General features: G+C 68.5%; 2 protein-coding genes. Both read left to right on the plus strand.

From position 1 onward, the window contains the following. A partial coding sequence (ccmB, locus tag J4613_RS22425; RefSeq protein ID WP_131046906.1) for a heme exporter protein CcmB occupies positions 1 to 464 on the plus strand: 464 nt, incomplete at its 5' end. 51 nt (positions 465 to 515) lie between these two features. Beyond that, positions 516 to 1,101, plus strand: a 586-nt coding sequence (locus tag J4613_RS22430) for a heme ABC transporter permease (RefSeq protein WP_208293673.1), incomplete at its 3' end; no start/stop codon positions are given.

Genomic DNA, 1,101 nt, shown 5'->3' on the forward strand with positions numbered 1-1,101 from the left:
AGCGGCTGTTTCGCGACGACCTGCAGGACGGCAGCCTGGAGCAGCTGATGCTGCTGCCGGTGCCGCTGCCGGCGGTGGTGCTGGCGAAGGTGCTGGCCCACTGGGCGGTGACCGGCCTGCCGCTGATGATGCTCTCCCCGCTGGTGGCGCTGCTGCTGGGGATGGACGTGTACGGCTGGAAAATCATGGCGCTGACGCTGCTGCTCGGCACGCCGGCGCTGGGGTTTCTCGCCGCGCCGGGCGTTGCGCTGACGGCCGGGCTGCGGCGCGGCGGCGTCCTGCTGGGCATTCTGGTGCTGCCGCTGAGTGTCCCGGTGCTGATTTTCGCCGCCGCGGCGATGGACGCGGCATCGATGCATTTACCCGCTGACGGCTATCTGGCGGTGCTGGGGGCACTGCTGGCGGGCAGCGCGACGTTAAGCCCGTTCGCCACCGCGGCGGCGCTGCGCCTCAGCGTGCAGTAGCGCCCCGGCGCGACGGACATTTTACTGGTTTCAGGAGGTCAGGTGACGACTATGTGGAAAACCCTTCATCAGCTGGCGGCGCCGCCCCGGCTGTATCAGATTTGCGGCAGGCTCGTGCCGTGGCTGGCGGCGGCCGGCATCATCGCGCTGGCCACCGGCTGGGTCCGGGGCTTTGGTTTCGCCCCGGCGGACTACCAGCAGGGGGAGGGCTACCGCATTATGTACCTGCATGTCCCGGCGGCCATCTGGTCAATGGGTATCTATGCGGCGATGGCGGTGGCGGCGTTTACCGGGCTGGTCTGGCAGATGAAAATGGCCAGCCTTGCCGTCGCGGCGATGGCGCCGGTGGGGGCGGTGTACACCTTCATCGCGCTGGTCACCGGCGCGGCGTGGGGCAAACCGATGTGGGGCACCTGGTGGGTGTGGGACGCGCGTCTGACCTCGGAGCTGGTGCTGCTGTTTCTCTACGCCGGGGTCATCGCCCTGTGGCACGCCTTTGACGACCGCCGGATGGCCGGGCGCGCGGCGGGCATTCTGGTGCTGGTCGGCGTGGTGAACCTGCCGGTTATCCACTATTCCGTCGAGTGGTGGAACACCCTGCACCAGGGCTCGACGCAGATGCAGCAGAGTATCGACC

The organism is Salmonella sp. 32020114201800008SM (assembly GCF_017572025.1).
In the GTDB taxonomy this organism is placed as follows: domain Bacteria; phylum Pseudomonadota; class Gammaproteobacteria; order Enterobacterales; family Enterobacteriaceae; genus Salmonella; species Salmonella enterica.